The following is a 26285-nucleotide window of genomic DNA, read 5'->3' on the forward strand; positions in this document are numbered from 1 at the left end:
CCCCGAAGGGACATCAGCCAGCGGCGCCGGGGTGCTTGCTGTGCGGTCGAGGGTGCCGTGTCCCAGCGGTGTTCTGCTATGGGACCCAAACTAGAGCGGCGCCGGGACCTGCCGATGAAAGAGTCCGGGATGTGTGTAGAACAAGGGCTGTTCCGTCACATCCGAACTCCCTGTGCAGGGACACCAGGCGGGCTACCGCAGGTCCGTCGCTGAGGGAGATTCCGAAATCGGAGCATCAACAGGGACGGGCCAGCGGCCCGTGGCCTGGCGATAATCAATGGCCCGCAACAGGGGACTCAGATCGTAGGCGCTGATGTTCATGCTGAGCTTCACTCCGTGAACGGACCTCACATCCAGGAATTGCTGACCTCTCAAAGGAGCCACGCTGTAATGCGCAATCTCCCGGTAGCGAATGACCTGCTCCTTACCGAGCACACTGCGGAAAACCACCTCATAGGGTCCAGTCACGATGTAGAAATTGCGGTACATGGCGATAAAACCGATTCCACCGGCAAGAATCGCTGACGAGCCGATTCGAGCACCGAGCGGGCCCTCAGACGATCCAAAGGCCCACGTCCCCATAAGAAGCCCCACTACAACAAACAGCCACCCTATAAAGGCAATGAACTTGGGCATCCTCACCCGCTCCGGATAATCCTTGGCCCGGTTGGGGTACCTCCGCGCCCACCAGGCAAGTGCTGCAATTGCCAGGGTCATGGCTATGTTGAGAGCGGCCTCCAGGGCCATCCTTGATCTGCCTATCGTTCGTGTGTCCGGGGAGCGGGAGCAGTTCCACCCCGGATGATGCTTGAAATAATCTACCGTCTATTGCACCAGCGGCCACTGTTCGCTTGCTGTCTGCCCAAGGAGCGGCCCGGTAAGATTGACGGTGCGCATTGCCCGATCTCCGGGCCTGCGTACGCCCCCACCCCTATCCAGGAGCCCGAACCCGTTGAATAAGAAGTCCCTCCAGACCGACGGGTTCACCGGATTCCGGTCCGTGAACACCCTGGACATCAATCGGATCCCGCAGCGGCAGGGACTCTTCGCTGTTGTGAGGCCGCAAGGCTTTGAACCACGGTTCCTCCGCACAAGCACGGCCGGCGTCTTCAAAAAGAAAAACCCTTCTCTGCCTAAAGACAAGCTCACCGCTGAGTGGGTGCCGGACGCGGACATACTGTTTATTGGAAAAGCCAGCCCCGGCAGCAAGGGCAACCGCGGGCTCCGGCGCCAGATCTCTGAATTTGTGGACTTCGGAAACGGCTTGCCGCCGGGACACTGGGACGGCCGGCTGATCTGGCAGCTGGCGGACTCGGAAGATCTTCTCCTGGCATGGAAGGAGCTGCCGGCTGAACAGCTCAATCCGGCGCTGGCGGCATACCACGCGCAGTTCCTGCAGGCTTACGGCAAACTGCCGTTCGCCAATCTTGTCCAGGCCCGCATCTGAGGCGCAGACACCCTTCAGGCGCGGAAATCGTCGGACGGCTGGTGCCGCCCTGATGGAGCGGCATTGACCTTCGCGGCATCAATGTGGCGCATCACCAATGCCGCGGAGATCAAAGCAGCCGAAAAAGTGAGACAGACTTGCGGGGCGTGTAAATATACTTGGGTCAAAACCACGAAGAACCCGTTCTCACCGTTGAAGTTGAGCGCACCGAAGTTCCGAATGAACGGGTCAGTGAGCACCAGTACGAGAAGGCCTACCGCGCCAAGGACAATTCCTGCACGCAATGTTCGGCGATACAGACTTGATGGTTCTGTTCCCGCCACTTTTCCTCCAGGGAATGCATTTGGTCCAACCAGTGCTTCACCTAAACATACGACGGCGGCGGGAGCAACCACGTATAGGCCTAGCTGCTTCCGGGTCCGGCTTCCGGCCCGGGAATCTGCACCTGCGGTGCAGCTCCGGAATCTCCGGAGACCGCCACTGCCAGCACACCCAGTCCGGCATGGGCTGCCAGGACGGCGGGCAGCGAGCAGATCATCAGTTCGACGTCGGGGGCGGCCTCCGCGATGGTTCCGGCCAGACGCTCGGCCTCCACTTCATTGCCGAAGTGGTGCACTGCCACCCGCACCCTGCCGGTGCGGGCGGTGATGTTTTGCCGGACCAGTTCGGTGAGCCGGGCCAGCGCACGGGGCGCGGACCGCACCCGCTCCAGCGGAACCACCTTGCCCTCACGCACCACCAGGATGGGTTTGACCGCAAACAGGGTGCCGAACCAGCCGGCGGCGGCGCTGATCCTGCCGCCGCGGCGCAGCTGCTCCAGGCTGGGAACGTAGAAAAGTATGCTGGCGGACTTCGCCGCTGCGCGTGCCGCATCGGCCACGGCCGCCGCTGTTCCGCCGTCGCGCGCCGTTTCCGCAGCGGCGGCGACGGCGAAACCCACGCCCATCGCCACACTGGCCGTGTCGATGACGGTCACGGGAACGGCAGCGGTCCGGGCCGCCAGTCGGGCGGAATCCACGGTTCCGGACAATTCGCCGGAGAGATGCAGCGAGACAATCGACGAACAGCCCGCCGCAGCCAGCTCTGCATAGGCGGCCTCGAACTGCCCCGGAGCGGGACGGGAGGTCCGTACGTCGGACCCCTGCGCCAGAGCCAGCGCGAGGGCGCCGATCATGCGGTCGGTGCCCTCGCTGTAAATCTGGTCGCCGATCATGACCGGCATGGACACCACGCGCACCAGGTCGGTGACCTCGGCGGACTGAGCCCAGTTTTCCGGCAGCGCAGCGGCGGAGTCTGTGACCACGCCGACCCGGGGTGCGGGGGCGGTCCCGGTTTCCCGAAGCCGCCCCCGTTTGGCGCGCGCGGACAGCTTGTCCAGCCAGTCCACGTTCATAGGTCCCCCGAATCAGCGTGCACGGTGTTCTGTCGTGAGGGCCAGCCTACGCCGGAACGATGTTCACGAGCTTCGGAGCGCGCACGATCACAGTGCGGATGCCGCGGCCGTCGAGCGTTTTCTGCACCGCGTCCGAAGCCAGCGCCAATTCGCGCAGCTCATCTTCGCTGATGTCGGCGGCCACCTCGAGGCGGTCGCGCACCTTGCCCTGGACCTGGACGACGGCGGTGACCGTGTCCTGGACCAGCAGGGTTTCGTCCACGGCGGGCCAGCCGGCGTTCGCCACGGAGGCCGGACGGCCCAGCAGAGCCCACAGGTCCTCGGCGGTGTACGGGGCGAACAGGCTCAGGATGATCGCCACGGTCTCGGCGGCTTCGCGGACGGCCGGGTCCGCTCCGCCGACGCCGGAGTCGATCGCCTTGCGGGTGGCGTTGACCAGTTCCATGGTCCGGGCCACCACCACGTTGAACTTGTTGTTCTCCAGCAGTTCGGCCGCATCGGCAACCGTGCGGTGCGTCAGCGCGCGCAGCTTCTTGTCGCCCTTGGCGAAGTCGACGCCGGGTTCGCTGGTGACACCCTGGCCCAGGCGCCAGGCGCGGGCCAGGAATTTCGCGGAGCCCGACGGCGAAACGTCCGCCCAGTCGACGTCGTCCTCCGGCGGGGAAGCGAAGATCATGGTGAGGCGCACCGCGTCGACGCCGTACTTGTCCAGCTGCTGGCCCAGATCCACACCGTTGCCCAGCGACTTGGACATGGCCTTGCCGCCGTTGAGGACCTGGCCCTGGTTCAGCAGCGAGCTGAACGGTTCGCTGGCTTCCAGCAGGCCCATGTCATGGACCACCTTGGTGAAGAAGCGCGCGTACAGCAGGTGCAGGATGGCGTGCTCCACGCCGCCCACGTACTGGCCGACCGGCATCCAGTTCTTCGCGGCCTCCGGATCGAACGGTCCTTCGGTGTAGTGCGGGGAAACAAAGCGCATGAAGTACCAGGAGGAGTCCACGAAGGTGTCCATGGTGTCCGTGTCGCGCTTGGCGGGGCCGTCGCAGTTGGGGCAGGCAACGTTGACCCATTCCTCGGCGGAAGCCAGCGGGGAGGTGCCCTTCGGCGCCAGTGCCTCGCCCTTCAGCCCGGTGGGCAGAGTGACGGGCAGCTGGTCATCGGGAACCGGAACCTCGCCGCACTTCTCGCAGTGGATGATCGGGATGGGCGTGCCCCAGAAGCGCTGGCGGGACAGCAGCCAGTCGCGCAGGCGGAAGTTCACGAACTTCTCGCCGGTGCCCTGTTCCTCGAGCATTTCAATGGCGGCGGGAATGGCTTCGGACTTCGGCAGGCCGTCCAGCTTGCCGGAGTTGATGAGGGTGCCTTCGCCGGTGGTGGCGATGCCGGTCTCTGCCGGATCCTCTTCGCCTGTGTCCAGGACAGCCTTGATCGGCAGGTCAAAGGTCTTGGCGAAGTCCAGGTCGCGCTGGTCATGCGCGGGCACGGCCATGATGGCGCCGGTGCCGTAGTCGGCCAGCACGTAGTCGGCGGCCCAGACGGGCAGCTTCTCACCGTTGAGCGGGTTAATGGCGTAGCGGCCGGTGAAGACGCCGGTCTTGGTGCGCTCGGTGGACTGGCGCTCGATGTCTGAGAGGGCCTTGACCTGCTCGCGGTAATCCAGCAGGGCATCCATGTTCTCGTCGGTGGTCAGCTCAACTGCCAGCGGAGCGTCGGCTGCGACGACAAAGAACGTCGCTCCGGCCAGGGTGTCCGGGCGGGTGGTGAAGACGGTGACCTGCTCGGCCGGCTTGTCGCCGTCGGCCTCGATGGTGAACCGGACATGCGCGCCTTCGGAACGGCCGATCCAGTTTTTCTGCATGGCCAGCACACGCTCGGGCCAGTGGCCCTTGAGCTGCTCCATGTCATCCAGCAGCCGGTCGGCGTAATCGGTGATCTTGAAGTACCACTGGTTCAGCGACTTCTTGGTGACCTGGGTGCCGCAGCGCTCACAGGCGCCGTTGACAACCTGTTCGTTGGCCAGCACGGTCTGGTCCTTGGGGCACCAGTTGACCGGAGAGTTCTTGCGGTAGGCCAGGCCCCGCTCGTAGAAACGCTTGAACAGCCACTGCGTCCAGCGGTAGTACTCCGGGTCCGAGGTCTGGAGCCGGCGCGACCAGTCAACACTGATGGCGTAGCGCTTGAACGACGCGGCCTGCGTGTCGATGTTGCGGTAGGTCCAGTCGCTGGGGTGCGCGTTGTTCTTGATCGCGGCGTTCTCTGCAGGCAGGCCAAAGGAATCCCAGCCGATCGGGTGCAGCACGTCATAGCCGAGCTGGCGCCAGTAACGCGCGACGACGTCGCCCATGGCAAACGCTTCGGCGTGGCCCATGTGCAGGTCACCGGAGGGGTACGGGAACATGTCCAGGACATAGCGGCGTTCCTTGGAACCGTCGTCGGCGGGCTGAAAGACACCCAGCTCGTCCCAGACCGCCGGCCACTTCTGCTCAATGTCCGCAAAACTGTATACGGCCTCTTCAGACTCATCCGTCTGTGACTGCGTACTCACTGTTGTCGCCTCTGTCCTCAAAGAAATCCTGTTGATCCGCGGTTGCCGGTCCGTGCCGGTCCCGCCGCTTAAACTCAAGTTTCGTCACGCTCTCCCCCAGACACACAAAAGCCCCTCGGCAGGCAAGGGGCTGGGCCGCGCACGGACGGTGCGCGGCTACCTAAGGAGGAGGAAAGCGTTCATCTTTCCACTTTACAACAGCCGTCTCTTTGCGGCAGCCGCGCCACAGCCTTATGACGGACTGATCGCATACAGCAGCGAGCCCTCCCACTTGCCGCGGATCAGCTTGTGCGCGGGCAGGCGGGCTTCCAGCACCATTCCGGTCTTCTCCAGCACCCGGGCTGACGCGGCATTGCCCGGCCGGCAGGTGGCGCGGATGCAATCCAGCCCCAGCATTGTAAAACCAAAGTGCACGACGGCGGACGCGGCCTCGGTCGCGTAGCCGCAGCCCCAGCGGTCTGCGGCGATGACATAGCCAACCTCACCCGTGCCGGCGTTGTCCAGTGTCAGCCCCACGGAGCCGAACGGCCCGCTCCCCGGACCTTCACCGCCGTCGGGCACGGTCACCGCAAAGGTGTAGGCCCGCCGCGAATCCTGCTGCTCCTCCGCCCGACACGCTGCGAGGAAGTCGCGGCTGTCCTGCAGGGTATTGGGGCCCCATTCAACGTATTCGGTCAGCCGCCGGTCGGACGCAAAGCCGTGCACAGCCGACAAATCCGCCTCCCGGTAAGGGCGCAGGAGCAGGCGGGGCGTGTGCAGTTCCATCCGGCGATTCTGCCGCATTCGGGATAGTTTTCACGGTTTCCGTATCTTTTTGGCGTGCCCGTGCGTCTACCGGGCAAGGACATGGCGCAGTGTCATGCTTTTCATCAGGCACCGCCGACGGCGGGGAAAACGAGGGGAAATGTCAATGGCACTTGAGGCGGGAACGGCAGCGGTACGCAATGTCCGCACTGCAGCGGAGACACCGGCTTTCGCGAATAATCGAAATCATTTGCGCCGCGCCCGCCGTGATTTCCTGCTGGCGCTGGAGCCCGTGAGGGGCTCCGTCTACACATACTGCCGCAGCCTGACCCCCACGGTATGGGATGCGGAGGATTTGCTGCAGGAAACACTGACCAAAGCCCTGGCGGAAGCCTCGCAGCGGCACGAACCTATCCTCAATACTGAGGCGTGGCTGGTTCGGATTGCCACGAACACCTGGATAGATTCACTGCGCCGCAGCAGCCGAACGGCTTTGGGGTGGACCGATTCCGCCCCTGAGCTCCCGGACGAGACCGCTCCTGATCCGCTGGCCAACCTGGACGTGGAGTCTGCTCTCCGTCAGTTGCTGCACCTCCTGCCCCCGAAGGAGCGGGCGTGCGTGGTCCTCAAAGATGTGTTCTCCTATTCCCTGGCCGAAATCGCCGGCATGCTGGAGACGACTCCGGGCGCCGTGAAGTCGGCCCTGCACCGCGGGCGGGCCACCCTTCAGGCAGCCCGCAGCGGTTCAGGAAAGGGTGCGTCTTCTTTCGCACATCCCGGGACTGAAACCGGCGCCGTGCCGCCGGCGGAACACGCGCTGCTCCTGCGCCGGCTGGCGGTTGCCTTCAACGCCTATGACATTGATGCCATGGTGGACCTCTTCCTGGCGAGCGGGCGGTCCGAGGTCATCGGCAATGTCAGCGAAACCGGACACGAACAAATCCGCACCGGTTCCATGACCCACACGTTCGGCTCGGACGCCGCCGAACTCTACCGGGCAACTGTCCATCACTTCGGCGGTGAGGACATCATCCTGTTGTGGGAGCGGCCGAAGGAAACGCCGGAGGCTCCCGGGGTGGTGGCGGATGTCCTGCGCGTGCGCGCTGCCCACGGTGCGCCGCTCATCGCGGAGCTGAAGTGGTACTTCTTCTGCCCGGAGGTGCTGGCTGAAGTGGCCGGCGGGCTGGGCCTGCCGTTCAAGACCAACGGGGTGAGCTACTTCTAGCCTGCCATCGTGTCCGCCGCAGCAGCCTCCCTCGCGGCCCGGAACCCCAGAAAGGCCTCCCTGCTGGTGCGCGAGGGCGTAAAGCCGAACTCATTCTTGAGTGCCGTATTGTCCAAAACCGGCCGGTAGCGCAGGAAACGGAGCTGTTCCGGTCCGTGCACGGTCAGCTTCAGCTTGTGTCCCAGCCACAGCCCGGCGGCCAGCAACGGGGCCGGCACGCTGATGGTCCGCTTTCCCATGAGCGAAGCAATCTCGCGGACCGTCAGTGCGCCGTCGCCTGCCACGTTGTAGATCCCGCTGCGGCCGGTGAGGACAGCCTGCACCATGGCGTCAGCGACGTCCTCGTCCCAGATGAAGACAAACGGCGAGTCGCTGCCGGCCACCCGCAGCAGCCGGGGCGCATCAAACAGGGCGGTGATCTGGTTTTGCACCCGCTCCCCCAGGATGGTGCCGATCCGGAAGATGGTCTGCTTTAGTTCGGGATGGTCGCTGCGGAGCCGAGCCAGCTCTTCTTCCACCAGACGTTTGTGCCGGGAATAGGCGAACTCGTCATTGCCGCGCAGCGGATGCGCTTCGCTGAGCCAGGGGGCGTTGTCCGCGTGGTAACCGTAGGCAGCCCCCGAGGAGGAGATGACCACGTGCTGAACCCCGGCGGAGATACAGGCCGCCAGGACATTCCGCGAACCCACCACGTCCACCTGGAACTCCTGTTCCCTGCTGGTGTCCCTGCCCGGGTTCACGATGGCCGCCAGATGAACCACGGTGTCGATGCGGTGAGCCTTCAGCAGCCGGCCGACGTCCGGCGAGCAGACATCGGCCAGCGCGTACTCGACGCCGTCGAGCCGCCGGTCTGCGGCGGGTTCGCGGATGTCCAAGCTGAGGACGGAGCTGATCCCGGGGTCCGCTGCCAGCCGGGCAACGACGGCACTGCCCAGGAATCCGTTGCCGCCGGTTACGCAGACCCGGTTCACAGTGCAGCCTCCCGGGGTTCCCCTGCAGCGGCACGCCGGGCATCCCGCCGCCGCCACCACGCAGCCAGCAGCAGTCCGGCCAGGATGTCCCAGATTCCCCACCAGGCCGCGACCATGGCCATGCCGCCCAGGCCGGAGAAAAACGTCAGGGTCAGCCCGAGTCCCAGCCCGATGTTGCGCGCGCCCACCTCAAAGGTGACGGCCCGCCGGCTGGCTTCATCCAGCCGGACGGCCGCGGCACTGAAGTAGCCCACCGCCAGCGCAATGGCGTCATGCAGCAGCACCACCAGGAAGATGGTGCCCAGATGTTCGCGCAGCGGACCCAGGTTGCTCGCCGTCCCGGCAACGATAAAGGCCAGGAGGGCTACCAGCCCGATCCGCTGCACCCAGGGCCGGAGCCGGTTAATGATTGCCGGAAAGCGGCGGGCCAGAGGCATTCCAACGGCAAAGGGAACTCCGATAATCAGCAGCACCTGAATCAGCATCCCGCCGCGGTCCAGGGAGAAGTCGCGCATTAGCGAGGCCGTGGAGGGGCTCAGCGCCGCCCAGAAGGCCACGTTCAGGGGCATCACAATGATGGCCACGAGGTTGGAAACCGCTGTCATGGACGCTGAGAGCGCGACGTCGCCGTGTGCCCGGTGGGTGAGGACGTTGGAAATTCCGCCCGGTGGACAGCAGGCCACCAGGATCATTCCAAGCGCAATGGAGGCCGGGACCTGCAGGGCCAGAGCTATGCCAACCGTGACCGCCGGCAGCAGCAGATACTGTGCCGCGATGCCCAGCACCACCGCTTTCGGGCTGCGCAGCACGGTGCGGAAATCCGAGGGCCGGACCTCCAGTGCGATCCCGAGGATGATGACGGCCAGGACCACGTTCAGGATCACCAGCGAGCCGGGAGAAAAGTTCAGGACGACGTCGTCGATGGGCATCAGCGCTGCGCCTCCGCCAGTGCGGGCTCAGAAACGCCGGAAGCGGCGGCCGGGCCGGCAAGCCGGGCCAGATGTGCGGCGAGCTCTGCCCGGTAAGCGTCTTTGTTGACGTAGTGGCTCCCCCGGTCCGTACCGTGGTAGCGGTAGCCGCCGGTGATGTCCGGTGAGGCGCCGTTGATGGTGCTGCGGAAGGCCCCTGCAATTTCCGGCGTGTCCCGCTGTGCCGCGAGATACGCAGCCACCAGCTCGGCCTGGCGGTATCGGCCCTCCCAACCGAGGCCGGAAGCTTCCACCATGCCCACCACCATCAGGTTTTTCGCCTCGCGGCTGAAGATGTTGAGATAAAGATCCGGGGACGGCCCGTTCCCGCCCAGCAGCTCCGGCCTCAGGAACGGATAATCCAACACGTAGCCGGTGGCCAGCAGAATGAGGTCGTAGTCTCCGGCACTGCCGTCACGGAAATGCACGGTGCTGCCCTCGAAGCGGCTGATATCCGCCTTCACCTGCAGGTCGCCGTGGCCCAGATGGTGCAGGATCAGCGAGTTCACCACAGGATGCGACTCATAGATTCGATGGTCCGGCGCCGGAAAGCCAAAGCGGTGCGGGTCGCCGGTAAACATGCGCAGCAGCCGTTTGTCGATGAATTGTTTCAGCGGCCGCGGCAGGGGTTTGCCCTGGTTGAGGGTGTCGGTGGGTCGGCCAAACACGTATTTCGGCACAAAGTAATAGCCGCGGCGCACGCTGATGTCCACCGAGGCTGCGTGGTGCACGGCGTCCACCGCTATGTCGCAGCCGCTGTTGCCGGCACCCACGATCAACACTCGTTTTCCGGCAAGGTCGGTGGCCTTCTTGTACTGTGCCGAGTGGCGGATCTCGCCGGAGAAGTTGCCGGGAAACTGGGGAATGGCCGGGGTGTGCAGGGTGCCGGTGGCGACGATGACGGCGCTGAACCTGCCGCTGCCGGCACCCTGCCCGTCCTGCCAGGTCAGCTGCCACCCGTCGTCGGCCGTTACCGCGTCCGTTATCCGGGTGGAGAAGCGGATGTGGCGGTACAGGCCGAAGGTTTCCGCGTACCCGCTGAAGTATTTCCGCAAATGGCTGTGGCCGGGATAGTCCGGCGTGCCGGCCGGCATCGGATACTCCGCAAAAGCGGTAGTGGACTTCGAGGAAATGAGATGTGCCGACTCGTAGACCGTGCTCACCGGGTTATCAATGTTCCACAGCCCGCCCACGTCGGTGAACTGCTCAAAGCCGACAAAGTCCAGCCCCCGGCGTGAGAGCGCCCGCATGGCAGCCAGCCCGCTCGGGCCGGATCCGATGACAGCGACCGGCAATGTCCTGTCCCCTGCTGTTGTGGAGAATTGCAACACCCGTGCCCGCTTTCGTGATCTGCATCACCATTGATGCTGCTGGCACGCTACCGAAGCGTTCACAGTGGGTCAAACCGCCTCACCGGCCGGCTGCAGATCCCTAGAGGCATGAAAAGGGCCCCGGCGTTTTGCCCGCCGGGGCCCAATCCTCAATTGTCGTCTTCAGACGCCCAGTTGCCGTCCGAAGACGCCGCGTGCTGGTTACAGCACGTCCTCGTCCACCCAGTCAAAGGTGCGCGTGACGGCCTTGGACCACAGGCGCATCTGACGCTGGCGTTCGCTGTCTTCCATCTGGGGGGTCCAGCGCTTGTCTTCGGCCCACTTGGTCTCAAGCTCGTCGGTGTCGTTCCAGTAGCCCACTGCCAGGCCTGCCGCATAGGCGGCGCCCAGGGCGGTGGTCTCCACGATCTTGGGGCGAACAACGTCCACGCCGAGGATGTCGGCCTGGAACTGCATGAGTGCCTCATTGGCCACCATGCCGCCGTCCACGCGCAGTTCGGTGAGCGGAACGCCGGAGTCGGCGTTGACGGCGTCGAGCACCTCGCGGGTCTGGAAGGCGGTGGCCTCCAGCGCCGCGCGGGCAATGTGGTTCTTGTTCACGAAGCGGGTCAGGCCGACAATCGCGCCGCGGGCATCGGAACGCCAGTGCGGAGCGAAGAGCCCGGAGAAGGCCGGAACAATGTAGACGCCGCCGTTGTCGGTGACCTCGTTGGCCAGGCGCTCAATCTCCGGCGCGCTCTGGATCATGCCCAGGTTGTCGCGCAGCCACTGAACCAGTGAACCGGTGACGGCAATGGAGCCTTCCAGTGCGTACACCGGCTTGGAATCGCCGATCTGGTAGGCCACGGTGGTGATCAAACCGTTTTCGGAGCGGACAATCTCTTCGCCGGTGTTGAAAATCAGGAAGCAGCCGGTGCCGTATGTGTTCTTGGCAGCACCCTGGCCGAAGGCGGCCTGGCCGAACGTGGCGGCCTGCTGGTCGCCGAGGATGCCGGCAACCGGGGTTTCGCGCAGCAGCTGCGAGGTGTGGACGGTGCCGTAGACCTCCGAGGAGGACTTGATCTCCGGCATCATGGACAGCGGCACGCCGAAGTCCTTGAGGATGTCCTCGTCCCAGGTCAGGGTTTCCAGGTTCATGAACAGCGTGCGGGAGGCGTTGGTGACGTCGGTAATGTGAACGCCGCCGTCGGTGCCGCCGGTGAGGTTCCAGACGATCCAGGAGTCCGTGTTGCCGAAGATCAGGTCGCCGGCTTCGGCACGCTCCCTAGCTCCGTCCACATTGTCCAGGATCCACTTGATCTTGGTGCCCGAGAAGTACGTGGCCAGGGGAAGGCCCACACGGTCCTTGTACCGGTCCAGGCCGCCGTCCTTGGCCAGCTCATTCACGGTGGGCTGTGTGCGGGTGTCCTGCCAGACAATGGCGTTGTAGACCGGCTTGCCCGTGGTCTTGTCCCAGACCACAGCGGTTTCGCGCTGGTTGGTGATACCGACGGCGGCAATGTCGTGCCGCGTCAGGTTTGCCTTGGACAGTGCGGTTCCCACGACCTCGCGGACGTTGGTCCAGATTTCCTCGGGATCGTGCTCCACCCAACCTGCACGGGGGAAGATCTGTTCGTGTTCCTTCTGGCCGGTCGAGACAATGTTGCCGTCGTGGTCAAAAATGATCGCACGGCTGCTGGTGGTTCCCTGGTCAATCGCAATGATGTAGCTCGGGTCAGGCATGATTCGCTCCTTTTACAGGGGGGACGTACGGGGGATGCGGCGGGGTCAGGGCGCCGGTGTGCAGGCCTTAGACAACGGGCATCGGAATTCCGTTGAACACGATGCCGGCCAGCGAGCCGCCAATGATGGGTCCGACGATCGGAACCCAGGAGTAGGCCCAGTCGCTCTTGCCCTTGTTGGGGATGGGCAGCAGCGCGTGGACGATGCGCGGACCGAGGTCACGGGCAGGGTTGATGGCGTAGCCGGTGGGTCCGCCGAGGGAAGCGCCAATGGCAACCACCAGGAGACCAACGGCCAACGGACCAAGTTCGTTGGGGGTACCGCCGAAGGCGAGGATGACGAACACCAGCACGAACGTGCCGATGACCTCGGTGACAACGTTCCAGCCGTAGGACCGGATGGTCGGACCGGTGGAGAACACGCCCAGGATGTTCTCTGCATCGGGTTCGTCATCGAACTGTTTCTTGTACGCCAGCCAGGCCAGCACGGCACCCAGCATTGCGCCAAGCAGCTGCGCGACCAGGTAGACCATCACGGAGGCAAAGCTGGTCTCCACTCCGGATGCCAGGTCTGAACCGTTGAAAAGCAGACCCATCGTCACTGCCGGGTTCAGATGCGCGCCTGATTGAACCGCCACGAACACACCCGCAAACACACCGAGGCCCCAGCCGAAGTTGACCATGAGGGTCCCTCCGCCATTGCCCTTCGTCTTGCGCAGGGCCACGTTCGCGACCACACCACAACCAAGCAGGATTAGCATTGCCGTTCCCGCAAACTCACTGAGGAATACCTCACCGAGAGTCACCATTGACTTCTCCATCCTTCGAATTTTCTCGAACCAGCCGATTGCCCGCTGGCCTGTCTCAACTGTGCCATGGCTCCCTCCCCGGGTGGACCCACAGCCGGCAGCAGTGCCGCCGTCGCATTTGCGAATTATTGCTGTTCTGCATTAGTGCGTTCCAGCGTTTCCCCCAACACCGCATCCACCAGAGAAGGAGGCAGTGCACGGAGACAGAACGTTTCCGTTTGCTCAGACTTACCGGCCAACCGTACTCGGGCGGAATTCACTCGGCAACCGTCAACCTCGGTAGAGTCTTCTGCATGGAACCGGCACCCAAATTTACCCTCAATAACGGCGTCCGCATGGATCAGGTGGGATTCGGCACCTACAAGGTACCCGCCCCTGATGCGGCGGATCTCGTTACTCTGGCCCTCGGCACCGGGTACCGCCACGTGGACACGGCGGCGTTGTACGGCAATGAAGAGGGCGTTGGCGAGGCGGTACGAGACTTTATCGCAGACGAGAATGTCAACCGTAATGAGATATTTCTCACGTCAAAAGTCTGGAACACGGACCAGGGTTACGACTCCACCCTGCGTGCCTTCGACGCCACCATGGCACGCCTTGGCCTGGACACCCTCGACCTGTACCTCATCCACTGGCCCTGCCCCGAGCGGGGGTTGTTCATTGACACGTATCGGGCGTTGGAGGAGCTTTACCGCTCCGGCCGGGTTCGCGCCATCGGGGTGTCCAACTTCCAGCCGGACCACCTGCAGCAGTTGATGGACGCCACCGACGTGGTCCCTGCCGTCAACCAAGTGGAACTGCACCCCTGGCTGCAGCAGCGTCCGCTGACCAAGCTGCACCAGGAGCTGGGCATCCGCACCGTTGCCTGGAGCCCGCTGGGCCGCGGTGCCGTCCTCGCCGATCCGGTCATCACCTCCATCGCCGCAGATCTGGGAGTCTCGCCCGCCCGCGTGATCCTGCGCTGGCATATCGAACAGGGGAATATCGCCATTCCCAAGGCCAGTTCCGCCGAGCGCATCGCGGAGAATTTGGACGTCTTTTCGTTCGAATTGACGCCCGAGCAGCAGGCCGCCATCGCCGGTTTGGACCGGAACCAGCGCTCCGGATCCCATCCGGACAAGGTCAACTAATGCGCACGGCACCACGGGACAGGCAGGTGGCAGACATTAGGCTGACGCGCAGTGCGGAAGTCCGCACCATTGCGGTGGACGGCACCCTCCAGCGCTGCTGGGACTTTCCGGCAGCCCCCGGACACCCCTCGGGTTCCCCGATCTTCATGGTCCACGGGTTCCGCGGCGACCATCACGGCCTGCTGCGCGTGGTGGAGGCACTTCCCCAACACCGGATCCTGGTGCCCGATCTGCCGGGCTTCGGATCCGGACAGCCGCTTCAGGGAACGCACGACGTCGGGGCGTACGCCGGCTTTGTTGCCGCTTTGCTGTCCTCCGAGATGCTAGGCCTCGGCACGGATACGGTTTTGCTGGGCCATTCCTTCGGCTCCATCATCGCGTCCCGGGTGGCCGCGGATCACCCGGAGCTGCTGAGCGAACTGGTCCTGGTCAATCCCATCTGCGAACCGGCGCTGGAAGGTCCCAAAGGCATCACCAGCAAAGCCGCCGAACTTTACTATCTGGCCGCTGCCCGCCTGCCCGAGTCTCTGGGCATGGCCCTGCTGCAGCATCCGGCCATTGTCCGGGGCATGAGCATCTTCATGGCCAAGACCCGGGACCCTGCGCTGCGCCGCTGGATCCACGGCCAGCACGCCGCCTACTTCAGTGCCTTCGCCAATCGTGACGTGGTCCTGGATGCCTTCCGTGCCTCCATCTCCACGACCGTCCGGGACAGCGCCGAACAGCTTGCCATGCCCGTCCTCCTGATCGCCGCGGAGCGCGATGACCTCGGCTCCGTGGCCGGACAGGAGCGGTTGGCCGCGCTGATTCCCGATGCCGAACTGCACGTCCTTCCCGGCGTTGGCCACCTGGTCCACTACGAAGCACCCGCCGAAGCGGCACGGCTGATTTCCGATTTCCTGCTCCGGAGACACGCATGACACTGCGCATAGCCGTGGACGCCCGTTTCACCCGCATCGATCACCATGACGGAATCAGCCGCTACGGCGCCTCCCTGATCGAAGCTGTGTCCCGGCACGCCTCTGTACTGATGCTGATTTCCGATGAACGGCAGCTGGCCCTGCTGCCGGACCTGCCCTGGGTGAAGATCAACAGCCCGCTCTCCCCTGCCGAGCTCCTGGTGGCCCTGCGCGTGAACCGGTACAGCCCCGACGTCGTCGTGTCTCCCATGCAGACGATGGGCAGCTGGGGACGACAGTACCCGCTGATCCTGACCCTGCATGACCTGATCTACTATTCGAATCCGACGCCGCCCGGTTTCCTGCCGCTGCCGGTGCGGGCACTGTGGCGGCTGTACCACCTCGCGTACTGGCCGCAGAGGCTGCTGCTGAACCGGGCCGACGTCGTCGCCACCATCAGTGAAACCACGCGTGCCCTGATGATGCGCCATCGGCTCACCCGGCGTCCGGTCCGCATTGTCGGCAACGCTCCCCAGCCCGGTGCCCTTGCCCGGGATCCCGATGAAGCCCCGGAGAAGAGCCTGCTCTACATGGGGTCCTTCATGCCCTACAAGAACGTGGAAACCGTGATCCGCGGCATGGAGCACCTGCCCGGTTACACGCTGCACCTGCTGAGTCGGATCACCCCGGAACGTCGCCGTGAGCTCGAAGCACTCGTGCCGCCGGGGACCGACGTCGTGTTCCACAACGGGGTCAGCGACGAGGAATACGAGCACATGCTGCGCACCTCCACCGCACTGGTGACGCTGTCCCGGGCCGAAGGGTACGGGCTGCCGATGATCGAGGCGATGGCGCTGGGAACGCCCGTGGTGGCCAGCGACATTCCGATCTTCCGTGAGGTCTCGGGCGGGGCAGCACTGCTGGCGGATCCGGACAGCCCCAAGGATTTTGCGGATACAGTGCTCACGCTGGCGGATCCGCGGCGCTGGCGACAGGTCTCGGAGGCCGGACTGCGGCGCGCCGCGGAGTATTCGTGGGACACCTCTGCCGTACAACTTGTGGAAGCAGCACAGGAGGCCGTCCGGCAGCATCAGGCCGGCCGTTCAGGCAGGTAGTCCGCTCGGCGGCTTACCTGCCTGAACCGATCAATTCTCGCAGCCGACCCCGTCGCCGTCGCGGTCAAACTTTGGCTGCCACCCCGGGTCGCCTACCTGGATCGGTGCAGCACCGGCAGCCTTCACGGCATCGCAGTTCTCATAGTAGACATCCTCCGGGGCGGCCGGCACCGAATCAGGTGCGGGGGCTGAATCAGGTGCGGGAGCTTCTGCGGGGGCCTGCACTGTCGCGGGAGCAGGTTCCGGTGCGACGATGACACCGCCGTCGGCAGGAACCGGCTGGTCAGGGCACGATGAGGTGAGGATCCCGCGGATCGCATCGGATTCAGCCTGTGTCATCCACAGCCCGTATTTGGCTTTCACTGCAGTCTGAAGGGCCACGTACTCACAACGGAATCCCTTGTTCGGTGGAAGCCACGTTGCAGCGTCACCGTCACCCTTGGCACCGTTGGAGGGGCCGTCCACGGCGAGAAGATTCAGCGGGTCATTGGCGAATGCCTCCCGCTGGTTTTGTGCCATCTGCTGGGCCCCCTTCTGCCAAGCGTCGGAGAGAGCCACCACATGGTCGATCTGGACAGCGTTGGAAGTGCCTTCCCCGCGCACGAAGCTGATCACCGACCCCGTGAACGGATCCAGCAGGGTGCCGGCGGCGACAACACAGTTGTTCGTCCCCGGCTTGAGGCTCACCGATTCCAGGTCGCGCCGGAGAATATCGTTGCGCTGGTCGCAGCCGTTGCGGTCAACGTCCTTCCACGCGGGCCCAAACAGGTCCCGGTCGTAACCGGTCTTCGGTGCCCGGCCCTTGATCGGGATGGTGTCCAGCTGGGCCAGGGCGGTGCCGGCCGCTGCAGGTGCCGCCGCTTCAGTCTCCGGTTCGGATTCTGGCTCGGCCTCAGGAGCCGGTTCAGTTTCAGGAGTCGGTTCAGTTTCAGGAGTCGGCGTCGGTTCAGATGTTTGGACCGGGGTCGGTGTGGCGGAAGCCGACGGCGATGACACAGGTCCCGGTTCAGAAATCGGCGAAGTCTCCTCCAGCTCAGCGGCGGGAGCAAGGGTGCCGGCCACGATCAGCGTGACGACCGATGCAGCCACCGTAATGGCTCCGCCGCGCCGTCCGGCAGGGATCCGAGCCCAGGACCGCCGCCCTGTGATGAGGACGTACAGGCCGGTGAGCAGTCCGGAGAACGCCAGCAGTCCCAGTCCGGCGGTGACGCTGGAGAACATTGCAGCTATGACCAGGAGACCCAGGATGGAACCGGTAACGATGGTTACCGGGCCGGGCTTCCGGCCTTGGGCGGGTTTGACGTCGGTCATAGGGCTCCTTTCCATAGTTGAATTCCCGCTTTAAAGATTAATCCGAGTCGGGCAACCGCCAGGCACGGCTGCCGTCGGTGCTGTGCCCCGCACCCGCACGGGTCCGGGGCACAGAAAAAGGGAAGGGGCGGAACCCGAGAGTTCCGCCCCTTCCCGCTGGTACCGGGGGTTTGGCTACCGCAGCAGATCAGGCCTGCAGGGTCACGACCATTTTGCCCTTGTTGGCGCCCTTCATCAGGTCAATAAATGCCTGAGGAGCGTTCTCCAGTCCGTCCACGAAGGTCTCGTCGTAGCTGACCTTGCCGTCGTTGAGCCAACCCGACATCAGTTCGGCAAACTCGTCGGCGTACTGGTTGTAGCTTCCGACGATGAACCCGCGCAGCGTCAGTTCCTTGCCGATGGCCAGGGCGAGGTTGCGCGGGCCGGTGGGAACGTCTGTGGTGTTGTACTGGGAAATGGCACCGCACATGGCAATCCGGCCGTACTTATTCATCACCGCAATGGCTGCTTCGAGGTGCTCGCCGCCCACGTTGTCGAAGTAGACATCGATGCCGTCCGCGCCGGCTGCCTTCTTCAGTGACTCCTTGACGGGCCCGTCGTGGTAGTTGAAGGCCTCATCGAAACCCAGGTCCAGCAGGCGCTGCACCTTTTCGGCTGATCCGGCGCTGCCGATGACCTTCTTGGCACCCATAGCCTTGGCAATCTGTCCCACCAGGGATCCGACGGCGCCGGCGGCGCCGGAGACGAAGACGACGTCGCCTTCCTTGAACTCTGCAACCTTGGTCAGCCCTGCATATGCCGTCAGGCCGGTCATGCCCAGCACGCCCAGGTAAGCAGACGCGGGGGCCGCCTCTGCGTCGATGACGCGGGCGCGCTTGCCGTCCAGGACGGCGTAGTCCCGCCAGCCGAGGCCGTGCAGAACTTTGTCGCCGGGCCGGTGTCCCTCGGAACGGGACTCCACCACCTCACCAATGGCACCGCCGTCGAGCGGGGCGTCGATCTGGAAGGGAGGCACGTAGGACTTCACATCGTTCATGCGTCCGCGCATGTAGGGATCCACGGACATGTACAGGTTGCGCACCAGCACCTGGCCGTCTTCCAGCTTGGGCACGGGCACCTCGGCGAGCCGGAAGTTCTCGTCCGTGGGCCAGCCCTCGGGGCGTGATGCCAGCTGGATTTCGCGACTGGTCTGGGGGTAATCGGTCATGAAAATGCCTTCCTGTTCGGGACCCGGAGGTCCGTGGGGTATGGGAAAATCTCGGGCGGCGGTGAACCTGTCCGTCAGTGGGCGGCGTCCCGCAGGGCCCGCGTGACTTTGGCAAGCGTTTCCTGCAGCGCCTGCAGCTCTTCCGGTTCCAGTCCCGCGGCTTCAGCCACCCGCTGCGGCAGGTCCAGTGCTTTGGCCTGCAGGGCACGGCCGTTTTCCGTCAGGTGGATGTCGACCCGACGCTCATCGGCGGACGAGCGGCGCCGCACCACCAGCCCGGCAGCCTCGAGGCGTTTGAGCAGGGGCGAAAGCGTTCCGGAATCCAGTTCCAGGGACCGCCCCAGGTCTCGTACGCTCACGCCGTCGCTGTCCCACAGCACCGTCAGCACCAGGTATTGCGGGTAGGTCAGGCCCAGCTGATCCAGCAGCGGCCGGTACACCGCCGTGGCTGCCCGGGATGCCGAGTACAGGGAAAAGCAGACCTGCCGGTGGAGGGAATCACTCATCGGCCCAACCTAGCTCACAATTGAGTTGTGCACAACCGAACGTGCTGTTTTTGATGCGGTGCTGTTTTTGGATGCAGTGCTGTTTTTGGATGCAGCTGTTTTTGGATGCGCTGCTGTTTCCGCCCGGATGCCTGCAGGATGCCCCGGCCCGTTGACTGTATCCGGCACCGGGGGCAGAGTCGGCCACATGCAGCCTCCAGATCCGACAGATCCGCTTCCTCCGCCAGCGGGTGCACCGATCGACAGCCCTGCCATCCGGTCGACCGGACTCCTGGTGAAGCGCGGTGGAACCACCGCACTGGACGGCCTGACCGTGGCGGTTCCCCGCGGACAGGTCGTAGGGCTTTTAGGGCCCAGCGGCAGCGGCAAAACCACCTTTATGCGGGCTGTGGTGGGCACCCAAAGGATCACAGAAGGCACCGTCCAGGTACTCGGTTCCACCGCCGGCAGCCCGGACCTGCGACGCAGAGTCGGCTACCTGGCCCAAGGAGCCGGCGTCTACGACGATCTGAGCGTCCTGGAAAACCTGCGCTACTTCGCAAGGATCCTGGGAGCCCCGGCCACTGACCCGGACCGGGTGCTGCAGGAAACCGATCTGGGCGGGCAGGCCGGACAGCTGGCCGGCAGCCTCAGCGGCGGCCAGCACCGCCGGGTCTCGCTGGCCGTGGCCCTGCTGGGCACCCCGGAGCTGCTGATCCTCGACGAACCCACGGTGGGACTGGATCCGGTCCTGCGCCGGGACCTGTGGAACCTCTTCGCCACACTGGCCTCGCGCGGCGTGAGCCTCCTGGTGAGCAGCCATGTGATGGACGAGGCCAATCGGTGCGGCCGGATCCTCCTGCTGCATGAGGGGCGGCTGCTGGCCGACCTGACGCCGGCGGAGTTATTGGAACGCACCGGTGCCCCTGATGCCGACGCTGCCTTCCTTGCCCTGCTGGGTGCGGCATGAATCCGCCCCTCGCGCTGGCCACGGCGGCACGGGTGCTGGCACAGATCCGCCATGATCCACGGACGGTGATCCTGTTGCTGCTGGTGCCGAGCCTGTTGATTGGCCTGTTGGCCTGGATTTTCGAAGACACCGGCGTGTTTGGCGACCTGGGACCGGCACTGCTGGGGCTGTTCCCCTTCATCGTGATGTTCCTGGTCACCAGCATCACGACCCTGCGGGAACGGCGCTCCGGCACCCTGGAGCGCCTCATGACGCAGCCGCTGGGAAAGTTTGATTTCATCGCCGGCTACACGCTCGCCTTCGGGCTGCTGGGAATGATCCAGTCCCTGATTGCCTCCGCCTTCGCCGTCTGGGTCTGCGGGCTCGACGTCGAAGGAAGCCTCGGGCTGCTGGTCACGGTGGCGGTGGCCGACGCGGTACTCGGTGCCACCCTGGGCCTGTTCGTCAGCGCCTTCGCCGGTACCGAGTTTCAGGTCATCCAGTTCATGCCCGCCCTGGTGTTTCCCCAGATCCTGCTGGGCGGGATCTTCATCCCCCGGGACCGGATGCCGGCGGTCCTGGAAGCGGTGTCAGACTGGCTTCCGCTGTCGCACGCCGTGGAGGCACTGAACCTTGTCGCCGACGGCAGCGGCTCCACAGCGGAAATCATCCGTGAAATCGGTATCCTGGCCGCCTTCGCGGTGGTCTTTGTTGTCCTGGGCGCCGTTACCCTGCGCCGCCGCACAGCCTGAGGGGTCAGCCCGGAGAAGGCACGGGGGAAGGCACGGAGGAAGGCACGGGGGAAGACACGGGGGAAGACACAGCGCCGATTTTTTTACCCGCCTTCCCCCGCCCTAAACTACTGATATTCCGGCAGCAGCTGGTGTCCGGCGTGGGCAAAAAGGCACCGTGAGGGAGTTGATAGGCATGGTGGGGCGGGGCGATCCGCTGGGGGAAATGGAAGCGGGAATGGCGGTGGATCTATACCGCGAAGATGACCACTACATCCTGCACGCCGACCTTCCGGGGCTGGACCCCGGATCGCTGACCCTCGATGTGGATGGACAGCTCCTCACCCTTCGGGGTCACCGCACCCTCAGAGATTTTTCCGGAGCGAAGTGGCTGGTCCGGGACCGCCGCCGCGGCCTGATTGAACGGCACATCCTGCTGGGCGACACCGTCAAGACTGCAGACATCAGCGCGCACTACACCTGCGGCGTCCTCAATGTCCTGCTGCCGGTCGATCCGGCCCGCCCGCGGCGGAAGATCCCCGTCCGGTACGGCTCCGGTTAGAGAACGTCCGTCCCGTCCACGCGCACATACACGGGGTCGCCGGTCCTCTTCGCTGAGACGGCGGCCTTGGTGGCCCGCAGGGCTGCAGTCACGGACGGGGCGGCGGCATAGGAAAAGAACAACAGCGTGCGGTACCGGCCGCCGGAACCGCCCAGCTGGCCGTCGCGGTGGACCGGAGCCGGTCCCGGCGGGTCCTCCAGCGGCGCCGGCCCCACCACCCGGGTTTCCACCGTCAGGTCCAGGCGGGGAACAAAAGCCGTGAGAGCCTCACGGGACCCGGTGAGCTCGGCGTACCGCACGGCAGGCGGCAGGCCCAGCTCTCGGCGCAGTTCCAGCTCGCGTTCAGCGGCTCCTGCCGGATCCCAGCGCAGCAGGTGGCCCACAGTGGTGGTGTCATCGGCAGTGACCACCACCAGCCCCTTGTCTCCGGCAGGACGGACCAGTGCTGCGGCACTGAACCAGCGGCGCAGCGTCTCCTCGCCTGCCCGCAGCGATTCACGCGACATCATTGCGTTGCCGTCCAGCAGAACGGCGGCCGCATAGCCGCCGGCAGCCACGGGCTCGGCACCCGGCGTTGCGACCACCAGCGCCGGAGCATCGGGCACCTCGGCCCGAACATGGTCCCCCGCGGAGGATATGACTGTCACGGAGGGAAAAGCCCGGCCGAGCTCCTCGGCGGTGCGCCCCGCTCCGGCGGCAGAACCGCGCAGCTGCGTCCCTCCGCAGTTGCCGCAGCTCCACACCGGCTCCGGCCGCCCGCACCAGCGGCACGCCGGAATCCCGTTGCGGCTGGCCAGTCCCAACGGACCGGAACAGGCCCGGCAACGCGCCGGCTCCCTGCACTCCTGGCAGGAGAGCGCAGGAGAGAAACCACTGCGCGCCACCTGCACCAGTACCGGGCCGCGCGTCAGTCCGTCCTGCGCCGCCTTCCATGCCGCGTGGGGAATCCGGGCGCGGGCCGCCAGCGGGTCGCGCTCCATATTGAAGGAATCGGCTGTGCTGACCACGCGTGGTGCCAGCGATCGGACTGTACTGCGTTCGGCAGTGATGCTGGCGGCCCAGCCGCTGGCCACGAGCCGCTGGGCTTCGGTGCTGCGCGAATGCGAGGCCACCAAAAGTGCCGTGTCTTCCTCGGCGGCACGCAGCAGCAGGACATCACGCACGTGCTGGTACGGCGCACGCTGCTCGGCGTGCAGGTCATCGGCGTCGTCCCAAATCACGGCCAGCCCCAGGTTGCGCACCGGCGCATAAGCAGCGGAACGGGTGCCGATCACCACCTGCACGTCTCCATGCAGGACCTTCAAAAAGGAACGGTACCGGGGCGTGGCGCCGTCGTCGGCGGTCAGCCGCACATAGGCGTCCGCACCGATGCGGGCGGCCAGCGCTTTTTCCAGCCAGGCAAGGTCCTTGGCATCGGGAACCACGACGACGGCACCCCGGCCGGACAACAGGGTTGATGACACGGCGGCCGCAATTTCCTCCGGCCAGGCTCCGGGTCCAAACCCGCCCAGGGAGGAGAGCACTGCCCGGGGACTGTGTCCGGCCGCCAGATGCGTCAGGAACCGCGGTCCGTGCGGATAACGGGCCCAGGGATTGGGGCCGGAGCCTTCCGGACCGAAGCCTGCATCCCCATCAGACGCGGCCGCTTCCCGGGCCTGCACAGTGAATTCCTTGTCCACCCGCGCCGCACGCGGAGGGATGGCCACGCGGAGTACGTCATGCACGGTGCCGGAGTAGCGGGCCGCCAAGGCCTCGGCCAGCCTCAGGATCTGCGGGGCCAGGACCGGCTGCGGCGACACGACTTTCCCCAGCGCAACCAGCCGGGCCGAGGTGTCGGCCTGTGCCGTGCGTTCGGTAATGAAACCTGCCAGTTCCTGACCGCCGAACCGCACCTTGACCCGGGCGCCGGGCACTGCGTCTTTATCCAGGTCCGCGGGCACCAAATAATCGAACGGGCGGTCCAGGTGCGGCAGCGGCGAGTCCAGCAGGACCCGTGCCACCGGCAGTGCAGGCGCCGCAGGCTGCGTCCCGAGGCTCCGGGCCGGCGACACGAAGCCGTGCAGCAGGGACAACTGGCCGTTGTCGCTGTCCGGTTCCCGGGGCATAGGTCCGCTTAGGCGTTGAAGTAGCTGCGGAGGTCTCCGGCCCGGTCCTTGCGCTCCCAGGTGAATTCGTCGTCTTCACGGCCGAAGTGGCCGTTGGCGGCGGTCTTCTGGTAGATCGGGCGCTTCAGGTCCAGGGCATTGATGATGCCCAGCGGGCGAAGATCGAACACTTCCTCAATGGCCTGCGCGATGCGCACCGGATCCACAGTTTCGGTGCCGAACGTCTCCACGTAGATGCCCACCGGGTGTGCCATGCCGATGGCGTAGGCAACCTGAATCTCCGCACGGCGGGCCAGTCCTGCGGCAACAACGTTCTTTGCCACCCAGCGCATGGCATAGGCCGCGGAACGGTCAACCTTCGACGGATCCTTGCCGCTGAAGGCACCGCCGCCGTGGCGGGCAAAGCCGCCGTAGGTGTCTACGATGATTTTTCGGCCGGTCAGGCCTGCATCGCCCACCGGACCGCCGATAACGAAGGTACCGCCCGGGTTGACGATGTGTTTGACCCGGGACGTGTCCAGATCGGTGCCTGCCAGGACAGGCTTGATGACGTGGGTGGCCAGGTCGGCACGCAACTGCTCCAGCTCGACGTCGGCCGCGTGCTGCGAGGAGATGACCACGGAATCCACGGAGACCGGGCGGTCGCCGTCGTAACCGATGGTGACCTGGGTTTTGCCGTCCGGACGGAGGTAACCCAGTGTGCCGTCCTTGCGGACGGCTGTCAGACGCTCGGAGAGCCGGTGTGCCAGCCAGATGGGCGTGGGCATGAGGACTGAGGTTTCATCAGAGGCATAGCCGAACATGATGCCCTGGTCGCCGGCGCCCTGAGCATCCAGGGGATCTCCGGTCCCGGCCCGGTTTTCCACGGAGTTGAAAACCCGGGAAGCGATTTCGGGTGACTGCTGGCCGATGGAGACGGACACGCCGCAGCGGGCGCCGTCAAAGCCGTTGGCCGAAGAGTCGTAGCCGATGCCCAGGATCGTGTCCCGCACGAGCTGGGGGATCTCGACGTAACCTTCGGTGGTGACCTCGCCGGCCACATGGACCAGGCCGGTGGTGACCAGCGTCTCCACGGCCACACGGGATTCGGGGTCCACCTTGAGCAGGCCGTCCAGGATCGCGTCACTGATCTGGTCACAGATTTTGTCCGGATGACCCTCAGTGACGGATTCCGAGGTGAAGAGGCGCAGCCCGTCGCGGGCAGCCGAAAGTGCTGAAGTATCTGGGAAAGTCACGAGATTTACTCTACTTGGTCCGGGCCGGGTTGCCGGAATTGGGCTTTGCTGGATTGGTGTGACTTATGCCGGCCTTGGCCGCTCCGCCGCCGAGTGCTGAAGTCAGCGGACGGGAAGAGCTGCTTCCAATTCCTGTTCGATGCGGCCGATAATCCGCTGCGCAACATCGGTTTTAGTGCCCGTGTAGCTGGGCGGCGGGACGGACTCTGAATCCTGCGGTGAAAGCAAGGTCACTTCCGTGCTGTCCTGGCCGAACACCAGGGAGGTGCCAACCCGGTTGAGTACCAGCAGGTCACAGCCCTTGCGCTTGAGTTTCTGCCGGCCGTAATCCAAAACGTCAGCGGAGCCGTCACCGGTTTCCGCGGCGAAGCCCACAATGAGGGCCGGCCGGGCTGTTCCTGCGCCGGCTTTACTGCGCTGCTGTACGGCTTCGGCGAGAATGTCCGGGTTGCGGACCAGGGTGATCACCGGGTCAGCGCCGTCGTCGCGCTTTTTGATCTTGGTGTTGGACTGGGTGTCGGGGCGGAAGTCTGCCACCGCCGCAGCCATGATCAGTACGTCCGAGTCCACGGCAGCGGCGTGCACCGCCTCCCGGAGCTCCAGTGCTGTCTCCACGCGGGTGAGCTCTACGCCGTCGGGGGCGGGAACGTCCATGTGGGCGGCAATGAAGCGGACGCGGGCTCCTGCGTCGAGGGCCGCCCGGGCCAGTGCGGCCCCCTGCTTCCCCGAGGATCGGTTGCCCAGGAACCGGACCGGATCCAGGGGCTCGCGGGTACCGCCGGCGGTGACCGTGACGGTTTTGCCGTGCAGCGGGCCGGGCAGGGCCGCAGGATCCTCCGGCGGGGTTGCCGCAGCAATGGCCGCGGCGAAAATGTCTTCGGGGTCGGGTAGCCGGCCGGCACCGGAATCCGTGCCGGTCAGCCGTCCCACGCCGGGTTCCATGACCAGCACTCCCCTGCTGCGCAGGGTTTGCACGTTGGCGCGGGTCGCCGGGTGGGCCCACATTTCCGTATGCATGGCAGGAGCGAAAAGAACCGGTCCCCGAGCCATGAGCAAGGTGTTGGTGAGCAGGTCATCGGCCTGTCCGGACGCGGCACGGGCCAGCAGGTCCGCCGTGGCGGGAGCCACCACAATGAGGTCCGCCTCATGGCCGAGCCGGACGTGGTTGACCTTCTCCACCTCGTCGAACACCGAACTGGAGACAGTGTTGCCGGACAGCGCTTCCCAAGTGGCCACTCCCACGAACCTCTTGGAGGCTTCAGTGGGAATAACCGAGACGTTGTGTCCGGCCTCAGTGAAAAGACGCAGCAGCGACGCGGACTTGTAGGCGGCGATCCCGCCGCCCACACCCATAACTATGCGCACCGCTGCTGCTCCTGACCCTGACCGCGCGGGTCAGCTG

General features: G+C 65.2%; 24 protein-coding genes. 8 read left to right on the forward strand and 16 right to left on the reverse strand.

All coding sequences use genetic code 11. The features are described from left to right. Positions 1 to 192: 192 nt before the first annotated feature. A complete protein-coding gene (locus CXR03_RS10690) occupies positions 193 to 717 on the reverse strand; it encodes a hypothetical protein (protein ID WP_258073593.1) in 525 nt (174 codons plus the stop codon). A gap of 235 nt (positions 718 to 952) precedes the next feature. Here CXR03_RS10690 and CXR03_RS10695 point away from each other — a divergent pair, with 235 nt between their 5' ends. Then, entirely contained in the window at positions 953 to 1447 is a 495-nt protein-coding gene (locus CXR03_RS10695; RefSeq protein ID WP_104103759.1) for a hypothetical protein, read from the forward strand. 14 nt (positions 1448 to 1461) lie between these two features. Here CXR03_RS10695 and CXR03_RS18145 read toward each other — a convergent pair whose 3' ends face one another. From CXR03_RS18145 to CXR03_RS10715, 4 genes are all read right to left on the reverse strand, one after another. Next, entirely contained in the window at positions 1462 to 1842 is a 381-nt protein-coding gene (locus CXR03_RS18145; protein WP_146070484.1) for a hypothetical protein, read from the reverse strand. A gap of 8 nt (positions 1843 to 1850) precedes the next feature. Beyond that, entirely contained in the window at positions 1851 to 2840 is a 990-nt protein-coding gene (locus CXR03_RS10705; RefSeq protein ID WP_104103761.1) for a DegV family protein, read from the reverse strand. A gap of 46 nt (positions 2841 to 2886) precedes the next feature. Continuing rightward, a complete protein-coding gene (leuS, locus tag CXR03_RS10710; protein WP_104104100.1) occupies positions 2887 to 5412 on the reverse strand; it encodes a leucine--tRNA ligase in 2526 nt (841 codons plus the stop codon). A gap of 204 nt (positions 5413 to 5616) precedes the next feature. Then, complete coding sequence (locus tag CXR03_RS10715) at positions 5617 to 6150, reverse strand: GNAT family N-acetyltransferase (protein ID WP_181034557.1); 534 nt, start codon at positions 6148 to 6150, stop codon at positions 5617 to 5619. Positions 6151 to 6295: 145 nt separating this feature from the next. On the opposite strand from CXR03_RS10715, the gene CXR03_RS10720 reads away from it, so the two are divergent. Further along, positions 6296 to 7354 carry an RNA polymerase sigma factor gene (locus CXR03_RS10720; protein WP_181034558.1) on the forward strand — a complete coding sequence of 353 codons (1059 nt, stop codon included), beginning with the start codon at positions 6296 to 6298 and terminating at the stop codon, positions 7352 to 7354. On the opposite strand, the gene CXR03_RS10725 is transcribed toward CXR03_RS10720, so the two are convergent. The 5 genes from CXR03_RS10725 to CXR03_RS10745 all read right to left on the reverse strand — a co-directional run bounded on the left by CXR03_RS10725 (position 7351) and on the right by CXR03_RS10745 (position 13151). Then, positions 7351 to 8325 carry an SDR family oxidoreductase gene (locus tag CXR03_RS10725; protein ID WP_104103764.1) on the reverse strand — a complete coding sequence of 325 codons (975 nt, stop codon included), beginning with the start codon at positions 8323 to 8325 and terminating at the stop codon, positions 7351 to 7353. The two genes, CXR03_RS10720 and CXR03_RS10725, sit on opposite strands and share 4 nt — an antisense overlap. Beyond that, the gene (locus tag CXR03_RS10730; protein ID WP_104103765.1) at positions 8322 to 9254 is read right to left on the reverse strand and encodes a bile acid:sodium symporter family protein; all 933 of its coding nucleotides are present in this window, start codon (positions 9252 to 9254) and stop codon (positions 8322 to 8324) included. The genes CXR03_RS10725 and CXR03_RS10730 overlap by 4 nt, the downstream gene beginning before the upstream one ends. Continuing rightward, positions 9254 to 10588, reverse strand: coding sequence for an NAD(P)/FAD-dependent oxidoreductase (locus CXR03_RS10735; RefSeq protein ID WP_219816224.1), 1335 nt, complete (start codon positions 10586 to 10588; stop codon positions 9254 to 9256). Before CXR03_RS10735 ends, CXR03_RS10730 begins: the two co-directional genes overlap by 1 nt. Before the next feature lie 237 nt (positions 10589 to 10825). Then, positions 10826 to 12346 (reverse strand): glycerol kinase GlpK, encoded by a 1521-nt coding sequence (gene glpK / locus CXR03_RS10740; RefSeq protein ID WP_104103766.1) that lies wholly within the window; start codon positions 12344 to 12346, stop codon positions 10826 to 10828. 67 nt (positions 12347 to 12413) lie between these two features. Then, complete coding sequence (locus tag CXR03_RS10745; protein ID WP_104104102.1) at positions 12414 to 13151, reverse strand: MIP/aquaporin family protein; 738 nt, start codon at positions 13149 to 13151, stop codon at positions 12414 to 12416. Between the two features lie 296 nt (positions 13152 to 13447). Here CXR03_RS10745 and CXR03_RS10750 point away from each other — a divergent pair, with 296 nt between their 5' ends. Genes CXR03_RS10750 through CXR03_RS10760 form a run of 3 tightly spaced genes read left to right on the forward strand, consistent with a single transcriptional unit; the run spans position 13448 to position 16298 of the window. Then, a complete protein-coding gene (locus CXR03_RS10750) occupies positions 13448 to 14284 on the forward strand; it encodes an aldo/keto reductase (protein WP_104103767.1) in 837 nt (278 codons plus the stop codon). After that, positions 14284 to 15204, forward strand: a complete 921-nt coding sequence (locus tag CXR03_RS10755) for an alpha/beta fold hydrolase (protein ID WP_104103768.1) — start codon at positions 14284 to 14286, stop codon at positions 15202 to 15204. Before CXR03_RS10750 ends, CXR03_RS10755 begins: the two co-directional genes overlap by 1 nt. A 2-nt stretch (positions 15205 to 15206) precedes the next feature. Then, positions 15207 to 16298 (forward strand): glycosyltransferase family 1 protein, encoded by a 1092-nt coding sequence (locus CXR03_RS10760; protein ID WP_104104103.1) that lies wholly within the window; start codon positions 15207 to 15209, stop codon positions 16296 to 16298. 30 nt (positions 16299 to 16328) lie between these two features. Here the strand turns inward: CXR03_RS10760 and CXR03_RS10765 are convergent, their stop codons facing one another. From CXR03_RS10765 to CXR03_RS10775, 3 genes are all read right to left on the reverse strand, one after another. After that, a complete protein-coding gene (locus CXR03_RS10765; protein WP_258073594.1) occupies positions 16329 to 17609 on the reverse strand; it encodes a DUF1524 domain-containing protein in 1281 nt (426 codons plus the stop codon). A 187-nt stretch (positions 17610 to 17796) separates the two neighbouring features. Continuing rightward, positions 17797 to 18816: an NADP-dependent oxidoreductase gene (locus CXR03_RS10770; RefSeq protein WP_104103769.1), complete on the reverse strand. Its 1020-nt coding sequence runs from the start codon at positions 18814 to 18816 to the stop codon at positions 17797 to 17799. Between the two features lie 74 nt (positions 18817 to 18890). Continuing rightward, positions 18891 to 19322, reverse strand: a complete 432-nt coding sequence (locus tag CXR03_RS10775) for a MarR family winged helix-turn-helix transcriptional regulator (protein ID WP_104103770.1) — start codon at positions 19320 to 19322, stop codon at positions 18891 to 18893. Between the two features lie 187 nt (positions 19323 to 19509). Between CXR03_RS10775 and CXR03_RS10780 the strand changes: the two genes are divergently transcribed. The 3 genes from CXR03_RS10780 (at position 19510) to CXR03_RS10790 (ending at position 21543) form a co-directional block, all read left to right on the forward strand. Next, positions 19510 to 20271, forward strand: coding sequence for an ABC transporter ATP-binding protein (locus CXR03_RS10780; protein WP_104104105.1), 762 nt, complete (start codon positions 19510 to 19512; stop codon positions 20269 to 20271). After that, a complete protein-coding gene (locus tag CXR03_RS10785) occupies positions 20268 to 21002 on the forward strand; it encodes an ABC transporter permease (RefSeq protein WP_104103771.1) in 735 nt (244 codons plus the stop codon). The genes CXR03_RS10780 and CXR03_RS10785 overlap by 4 nt, the downstream gene beginning before the upstream one ends. A gap of 157 nt (positions 21003 to 21159) precedes the next feature. After that, complete coding sequence (locus CXR03_RS10790; protein ID WP_146070485.1) at positions 21160 to 21543, forward strand: Hsp20/alpha crystallin family protein; 384 nt, start codon at positions 21160 to 21162, stop codon at positions 21541 to 21543. Here CXR03_RS10790 and CXR03_RS10795 read toward each other — a convergent pair. The 3 genes from CXR03_RS10795 to coaBC form a co-directional block, all read right to left on the reverse strand. Next, complete coding sequence (locus CXR03_RS10795) at positions 21540 to 23648, reverse strand: primosomal protein N' (protein ID WP_104103773.1); 2109 nt, start codon at positions 23646 to 23648, stop codon at positions 21540 to 21542. The genes CXR03_RS10790 and CXR03_RS10795 overlap by 4 nt on opposite strands. Positions 23649 to 23656: 8 nt before the next feature. Then, a complete protein-coding gene (metK, locus tag CXR03_RS10800; RefSeq protein WP_104103774.1) occupies positions 23657 to 24883 on the reverse strand; it encodes a methionine adenosyltransferase in 1227 nt (408 codons plus the stop codon). A 102-nt stretch (positions 24884 to 24985) separates the two neighbouring features. Further along, entirely contained in the window at positions 24986 to 26248 is a 1263-nt protein-coding gene (gene coaBC / locus CXR03_RS10805; RefSeq protein WP_104103775.1) for a bifunctional phosphopantothenoylcysteine decarboxylase/phosphopantothenate--cysteine ligase CoaBC, read from the reverse strand. Positions 26249 to 26285: the final 37 nt, after the last annotated feature.

This window comes from Arthrobacter sp. 08Y14 (genome assembly GCF_002929455.1).
GTDB classification, from domain to species: domain Bacteria; phylum Actinomycetota; class Actinomycetes; order Actinomycetales; family Micrococcaceae; genus Arthrobacter_B; species Arthrobacter_B sunyaminii.